The sequence below is a fragment of the Actinomycetota bacterium genome, from assembly GCA_005774595.1.
GTDB lineage: Bacteria > Actinomycetota > Coriobacteriia > Anaerosomatales > D1FN1-002 > D1FN1-002.
In genome coordinates, this window is record VAUM01000082.1 from 1 (window position 1) to 6,730 (window position 6,730).

9 protein-coding genes and 1 pseudogene are annotated in these 6,730 nt (G+C 71.6%); 4 read left to right on the plus strand and 6 right to left on the minus strand.

All coding sequences use genetic code 11. The features are described 5' to 3' along the window. Positions 1-48 precede the first annotated feature (48 nt). Positions 49-540 carry a hypothetical protein gene (locus FDZ70_04775; protein ID TLM77927.1) on the plus strand — a complete coding sequence of 164 codons (492 nt, stop codon included), beginning with the start codon at positions 49-51 and terminating at the stop codon, positions 538-540. 83 nt (positions 541-623) lie between these two features. Here the strand turns inward: FDZ70_04775 and FDZ70_04780 are convergent. Continuing rightward, a pseudogene (locus FDZ70_04780) lies at positions 624-1,310 on the minus strand (radical SAM protein). 30 nt (positions 1,311-1,340) lie between these two features. Here FDZ70_04780 and FDZ70_04785 point away from each other — a divergent pair. Further along, on the plus strand, positions 1,341-1,928 hold the full coding sequence (locus FDZ70_04785; GenBank protein ID TLM77928.1) for a hypothetical protein: 588 nt from the start codon (positions 1,341-1,343) through the stop codon (positions 1,926-1,928). A 15-nt stretch (positions 1,929-1,943) separates the two neighbouring features. Beyond that, complete coding sequence (locus FDZ70_04790) at positions 1,944-2,486, plus strand: N-acetyltransferase (GenBank protein TLM77929.1); 543 nt, start codon at positions 1,944-1,946, stop codon at positions 2,484-2,486. 25 nt (positions 2,487-2,511) lie between these two features. Here the strand turns inward: FDZ70_04790 and FDZ70_04795 are convergent, their stop codons facing one another. The 5 genes from FDZ70_04795 to FDZ70_04815 all read right to left on the minus strand — a co-directional run bounded on the left by FDZ70_04795 (position 2,512) and on the right by FDZ70_04815 (position 6,056). After that, the gene (locus FDZ70_04795; protein TLM77930.1) at positions 2,512-4,086 is read right to left on the minus strand and encodes an MBL fold metallo-hydrolase; all 1,575 of its coding nucleotides are present in this window, start codon (positions 4,084-4,086) and stop codon (positions 2,512-2,514) included. A 172-nt stretch (positions 4,087-4,258) separates the two neighbouring features. Then, positions 4,259-4,957, minus strand: a complete 699-nt coding sequence (locus FDZ70_04800) for a hypothetical protein (GenBank protein TLM77931.1) — start codon at positions 4,955-4,957, stop codon at positions 4,259-4,261. Continuing rightward, a complete protein-coding gene (locus tag FDZ70_04805; protein TLM77932.1) occupies positions 4,840-5,307 on the minus strand; it encodes a GyrI-like domain-containing protein in 468 nt (155 codons plus the stop codon). Before FDZ70_04805 ends, FDZ70_04800 begins: the two co-directional genes overlap by 118 nt. 52 nt (positions 5,308-5,359) lie before the next feature. Next, positions 5,360-5,785, minus strand: coding sequence for a type II toxin-antitoxin system VapC family toxin (locus FDZ70_04810; protein ID TLM77933.1), 426 nt, complete (start codon positions 5,783-5,785; stop codon positions 5,360-5,362). Then, a complete protein-coding gene (locus FDZ70_04815) occupies positions 5,775-6,056 on the minus strand; it encodes a ribbon-helix-helix protein, CopG family (GenBank protein TLM77934.1) in 282 nt (93 codons plus the stop codon). The genes FDZ70_04810 and FDZ70_04815 overlap by 11 nt, the downstream gene beginning before the upstream one ends. A gap of 125 nt (positions 6,057-6,181) precedes the next feature. Between FDZ70_04815 and FDZ70_04820 the strand changes: the two genes are divergently transcribed. After that, positions 6,182-6,730: branched-chain amino acid ABC transporter permease (locus FDZ70_04820; protein ID TLM77935.1), on the plus strand; the 549-nt coding region annotated here is incomplete at its 3' end.

The following is a 6,730-nucleotide window of genomic DNA, read 5'->3' on the forward strand; positions in this document are numbered from 1 at the left end:
CCCACCTTGTGCACGCGCGCCTTCGGCCCCTTGTTGCCGAGGATGCACGTGGTGTCCTCGCCGAACGGGTCGCCGGACTCGTGGAACGCCTTGGTGCGGCAGCCGCGGCAGATGTGCGCGTACTTGCACTTCCTCTCGCTGCAGGCTCCTGCCGCATCGACGCCGTCGAGCTCGAACAGCGCGCGCGTCGCGTCCATGATCGACATCTCACGCACGTTGCCCACGACCCAGTCCTGCGCGAACTGGCAGGGCATGATGCCGCCCCCGGAGTTGATGTTCATGTGGCCCTTGCCGACGGGGCACGCGCTCATGATCTGCAGCCGCGCCATGCCGTTCGACACGTCGACGCCGCGCTCCTTCAGGCGCCCGGCGATGTACGGGATGACCGAGGGGATGGCGCCGATGTCGTACTCGAACGAGCTGCCGGTGGCGAGGATGTCCTCGAGCACGAAGTCGGCGAGACGGCGCCACTCGGCGTCCGTGATGCGCGCGTCCTCCTCGCCCGAGGAGCGCCCGCTGGTGATGAGGTCGCACATGTAGATGAGGCCGCAGCCCATGCGCTTGGCCTCGGCGATGAGCTCGTAGATGTGCGGGTAGATGTCCTTGGACACGGCGGTCTTGATGCCGACGTTGACGCCCGCCTCGCGCAGCATGCGGATCGCCTCGACCACGCGGGCGCGGGTGCCCGGCACGCCGACCATCGCGTCGTGGAAGGCGTCGTCGCCGTAGAGCGAGGTGGCGATCCAGTCGACGCCGTTGGCCTTCAGGCGCGCGGCGGACTCGGGCGTGATGAAGGTCGCGTTCGTGGAGATCGTCACCCGCGTGCCGTAGGAGCGGGCCGTCTCGAGGATCTCCCAGAAGTTCGGGCGCATCATCGGCTCACCGCCCGTGAGGAACAGCAGCGGCACGCCCGCCTCGCCGATCTGTCGGACGATGCCCATCGTCTCGTCGTCGGTCAGCTGGTCGGGCAGCTCGTGGCCGTCGGCGGCCATGTAGCAGTGCTCGCAGAGCAGGTTGCAGCGGTTCGTGATGTTCCAGATGACCTCGCTGGGCCGGCCGAGCTGGTAGGCCTTCAGCGCCTTGTCCTCGACCTCGGACAGAGGGCCGTCGAAGAACAGCGAGCGGACGTGTGCCATCGGGGGGCGCCTCCTGCGGTACGGGCCGATCCGCGTGCGGACGGCAGTCGCCTGAGTGTGCGAGGGTGAGTGTACGCGCGCGCCGCGGCGATTCCTGCCCCCGCGGGCCCATGTAACAACTATGACGAACGCCCCGAGGCGGGTATCTTTCGCGTATGCGGCGCATACCGGCATGCGCCCGCTACTGCGAAGCGAGGTTCTCCGATGCCAGAGACGACCATGATGGGCAACGCGATCAAGCCCAACCTCGACTGGATGCGCACGAAGTGCACCGCCGATCAGTGGGGCTCCATGCTCGCCCGCCTCGACGACGAACAGCGGCGTCAGATCGAGCTGCTCAACGGTGCGCTGCGCTATCCGGTCTCGGTGTTCGACGCGCTCTCCTGCGCGTTCGCCCAGGTCCTGTACCCCGGCGATACGAGCGCGGCCGGCCGGGCGTTCATCGAGATGGGGCGGCACACCGCCACCGAGCAGCTGTCGGGCCTGTACAGCATCTTCCTCAAGTTCTCGTCGCCGGCGGGCACGCTCGTCAAGGCGCCCCAGCTGTTCGCGCGCCTCTACGACGGGGCGACCGCCGAGGCCGATGTACTCTCGGGCGGCCCCGGTCAGCCGAAGGGCCGCATGACCGTGCGCGGCCTCGGGGAGCTGTCGTTCTCCGGGCCGCGGCTCGCCGGCTGGGCGGAGGGAGCCCTCGCAAAGACCGGCGCGACCGGCTGCAGGGTCGTCGAGCTGGGCTGGCAGCAGGGCCTCATCACGTCCGACCCGCTCATCTTCGAGCTGTACTGGGACTAGGCGAGGCACGAGGCGATGGCCGCGAAGCGCAGCGCGATCACGGTGCGGCCGGCCGCGGATGGCGAGCTCGACGCGGTCTGCGCCCTGGAGCGCGCCGCGTTCGGCGGGGACGCGGAGGCCGCGCTCGTGGCGGCGCTGGTGCGGGACGCGGCCTCCTACGTGCCGGAGCTGTCGCTCGCGGCGGTCGAGGGCGAGGCGATCGTCGGCCACGTGATGCTCACGCGGGCGCCCGCGGGCGGGGTGCCGGCGGTGCTGTTGGCGCCGCTCGCGGTGGCGCCGGACCGCCAGGGCCGCGGCATCGGCGGCACACTCGTCCGCGAGGGGCTCACCCGTTCGCGCGAGATGGGCGCGGCGCTCGCGCTCGTGCTCGGCGACCCGGGGTACTACGGCCGGTTCGGCTTCGTCGCGGCGCTGCCCCGTGGCATCCGTCCACCGTACGAGATCGAGACGTCCGAGGCGTGGATGGCGGCCGAACTCGAGCCCGGCGCGCTGTGGGCGGCGCAGGGCGCGGCGGCGCTGGCCGAGGCGTTCATGGACCCGGCGCTCTGGCGGGAGTAGCCGGGCGCGCTCTTGCGGCCGGGCGTCAGGCGACCGTGCGCCACCAGCCCGCGTGCTCGCGCACGAAGAACTCGATGAGCCCGCGGTCGAGCAGCCCGCCGAGGAACCCTTTGACCGTGGTGACGGCGAGCCAGTACGACGCCGGGTTCTCCACCAGCCCCCGCGCCGCCGACACCATCGCGACCGCCTGCTCCGTCGTGAGCCCACCGCGCAGCCGGTCGATGAGCAACTCGTCGATCTCGGCGATCTGCCCCAGGTGGAACGCGACGTGGTCCTCGGCGTCCTCACGGGTCACCGGGCGCCCGTGCGCCGGCACGACCCACGCGCAGTCGATCCCGCGGATCCGCGCGAGCGAGGCCGCGACCATCTGCGGGTCGATGCAGTAGGGCAATGGGTGGCGCTCCCACATGTCGGCGAGGTAGAGCGCGTCGCCGGTGAACAGCACGCCGTCACCCGTGAGCACGCCGCAGTGCCCGAGCGTGTGCCCCGGCAGCGGCACCACATCGGCGCGAGGGTCGTCCCAGTCCTCGAGGTACTCGTCGACCTCGCAGGGCATCCCTCGGAAGAGCTTGGTGACGAGCGCGTCGCCCGGCTTGGCCCACGAGAACATCCCGCGGATGTTGATGTCCGGGTTCTCGACGAGCGAGGCGTCGTCGCGCGCGACGCACACTCGCGCGCCTGCCGTGCGCAGCGCGTGGCCGATGGCGAAGTGGTCGGCGTGGCCATGGGTGATCGCGAGGCGGTCGACCCGCGTGAGCGCGTACGGGGCCTCGTCATCGCAGGTGTCGATCACCAGGCCGTCGATGAAGCCGGCGTTGGTGAGGCCGGGGACGACGTGGGTGTCGCCTGTGAGGTGGACGGCGTTGTAGGGCACGGCGGTCATGGACGGGAGTGTAGCGCGCGGCCCTTCTCCGCGCGTCCTACGGTTCCTCGGAACGATCGTTCCGACAAACCCGAGGGCGCGCGGAGAGGTCCGCCGACCCCGCACCTCGGCCGCCGCACCGGCCGCCCCCTGTGGGAAAGCCCGTGGACAACCCTGTGGAACGCGCCGCCGGGCGCGTCCGCGCCACCGCTCGCCAACTACCTGCGGAAGTGTCTTGCACGGCCGCGAAGGTCCGCTAGAGTACGTGATGCAAGGCGCTTGGAACACCGAATGGGCACTGCGGCAACGCAAGGTTCGCTCGGAGGGACAGGCGCCTTGCGCTTTGTCGCGTGCGGCGCACCGGCGCGCTACGATGGCGCCGGACCGAAAGGGGGTGCGTCGGATGACGGGCGCAGGTGTACCGGCCGGGGCCCCGGCGCCGGCAACCACGACAGGCGGGTTCCTTCCCCACTCGAAGCTCGGCTGGGCGGCCGCGGTCCTCGCGCTGTTCGGCGTGGGTGCCGCGGTCTTCGGGTTCGTGGTCGGGGCGATCCTGAACGCGGGCGGCCCGTGGACGATCAACTTCATGATCCCGCTGATGGGCCTCGGCATCCTCGGAGGGATATGCGCGGTCGTCGCCTTGGTCAGGGGAGATCGCGCCGCGGCCGTCGTGCTCGCGCTGGTCCCGGGAGCGTTCACGGTCGTCGCGGTGCTCGCGGAGATCGTGACCGGCCTCATGGGGCTGCAGGGCTGACGCGGAGTTCCGCCGGCGGGTGCCCCGGCGGGCGCTCGTGGGAGAACATCCAGTAGCGGGCGCGGCGCGGGGGCGGAACCCACGCACGCGGTATCTCCGGGTGCTACCGGGGGAGTACGCCGCGCCCGGCTGCGTGACGCGCGCGGCGGTGCCCGCTCAACCGCGCGGACCGTGCCCCGCGAGCGCTGCGCGCACCGTCTCGGCGATGCGTTCGCGCCGGGTCGCCTCGCGCTTCGCCGAGATGACCCAGTACAGTGCCATCTTGCGCTGGCTGATTGTGAGTGCGTCGAACGCGGCCGCGGCGCCGGCCTCGTCCAGCGCCAGCGCGAGGTCGTCGGGGATCTCGAGCGCCTCGACGAGGTCGAGCAGCCCCCAGGAGCCGTCTGCCTTCGCCCGTTCGATCGCCGCGAGGCCTGCGGGCGCCATCCGCCCTTCGGCGGTGAGGCGAGCCACACGCTCCTTGTTGCTCCGGGCCCAGTGGCTGCCCTTCTTGCGCGGCGTGAACCGCTGCCGGAAGCGCGTCTCGTCAAGGCGTCTGCCGGTGCCGTCGATCCACCCGAAGCACAATGCCTCCTCGACCGCCTGCGCGTAGGTCAGCGCGGTAGCGGCGTGTCCGACCCGCCCGATCGACACCCAGACGCCGGCCGCGGTGTCGTGGTTCGCCTCGAGCCACGCGCGCCACTCTCCGGCGTCTGCCGGCTCGAGGATCGCGAGGTCGTCTCCCGGGCTGCCGGCACTCACGCGACCGGGAACCTCACTTCGGTCAGGTAGTCCTCGGGCGCCGTGGTCGCCGGGTCCGAGAAGTACGACTCCTCCGGCGGGCCGATGATGGTCATCCCGTTGCCGGCGACCCATTCGGCGAGCGCCTCGTAGGTGGGCGCGATGGTCTCGTACGGGCCGCGATGCATGGCGGTGGCCACCCGCTGCGCGGGGATGCACTTGACGCCGCAGCCGGACTCGTCGGCCTCACACGCGTCCGGTGAGCCTGCCACCGGCGCGCGTACCTCCCAGACCGCCTGGTCCTCGGGCACCTCGGCCGGGTCGGTGAAGTACACGGCGCTCGGCATCCCGGTCGGCTGCAGCCCGCGCTGCGCCGCCCACCCGTACACCCGACCCATCGCTTCGGGCACCTGTGCGTATGGCCCGTGCATCGTCACGAACGCCACCGTCGTCGGCTCGGTCGTCTTGACTTGTGCGTCGAACATCGCGACCACCTCCTTGCGGGGTGTGTACCCGAACCGGGCGGGCGAGCGTCCTCTAGGTCGCGCGGACGGTCACGACCCGGCCCGCACTGCGGGCCAGACGCCGGTCCGACGTTGCGAGCGCGCACGCCAGCGTCTCGGCCAGGGCGACGTAGGCCGAGTCGAACGCGGACACACCGTGCGCTGCGGCGGTGTGCGCAGCGCGGAGCGAGAGGTCCCGGTCGGGTGGCACGAGGGCGACCCCGCTGTCGAAGAACGCATCGAGCGCGTCGGTCACGTCCGGCCGCCGCCGCGCGCTCCCGCGCGCGAGTACGCCCGCGAGCTCGTGGACGAGAAGCGACGGCGCGACGAGGCGGACCCGGCCCTCGACGTGTTCGTCGAGAAGCCGCCTCGCGGCCTCAGCACCCGGCTCGTCGTCGGCGACGAACCACTTGACCGCGACGCTCGCGTCGATGACGACCAAGGGCGTTTCAGCCGCCATGGCGGCCCTCCTCGGCGGCGCGGGCCTCGGCGAGCAGCGCGACGGCGTCGGGCGCGCTCACCTTGAGCGCCGCGCCGGCCGCGCGCATGCGGGCGGCGGCGGACCGCTCCCTGAGTCGCCGCCGTTCGGCTTCGCGATCGCGACGTGCGGACGTGATGTAGGTGGCTGAGGCCTCCTGGATGAGCCCGCTGCGCGACAAGCCGAGCTCCTCGGCCTCCATGTCGATCTCGGCGAGCAGTTCGGCTGGGATGGAGACGTTGAGCTTCGTCATGCGATCACCTCGGGTGGCGAAGATGGATAACCACCCGAAGCATACACCCGCCTCTGACACGCGGCCGGCCGGCTCCTGTACGCTGTTGTGCCGGCGCGGGCGAGCGACGAGGTGGAGAGGTGCGGGTGTCGAGGACGAGGTCGAGCTTCCTCGCGGGCTGCCGCGACCTGCTGCCGCTCGTGCCGGCCGGGATCGCGTTCGGGCTCGTGGTCGGCGTTGCGATCGCGCAGGCCGGGCTCGGTGCAGTCGAGTCGGTCGGGATGTCGGGGCTCGTCTACGGAGCGTCCGCGCAGCTCGCTGCGACGGTGCTGTGGCGCGACGGCGCCCCGCTGTTCGTCGTGGTCGCCACCGTGCTCGTCATCAACGCGCGCTTCTTCATCTACGGCGCGTCGCTGGCGCCGGTCTTGGGGCCGAGTCGCTGGTGGCACGGCCTCGTGTACGGCTACTTCCTGCGGGACGGCATCTACGCGGCCACGATGACGCGTGCGGTGCCCGATCCCGCGATCGACCCGTTGCCGTACTTCCTCGGCGGCGCGCTCGTGGACTGGGGCGTGTGGATCGTCGCGACGGTCGCGGGCACGCTCGGCGCGTCGCTGCTGCCTGCGTCGTGGTCGCTCGACTTCATCGTGCCGCTCGTGTTCATCGCTCTGCTCGCGGGAGCCGCGACGACGCGC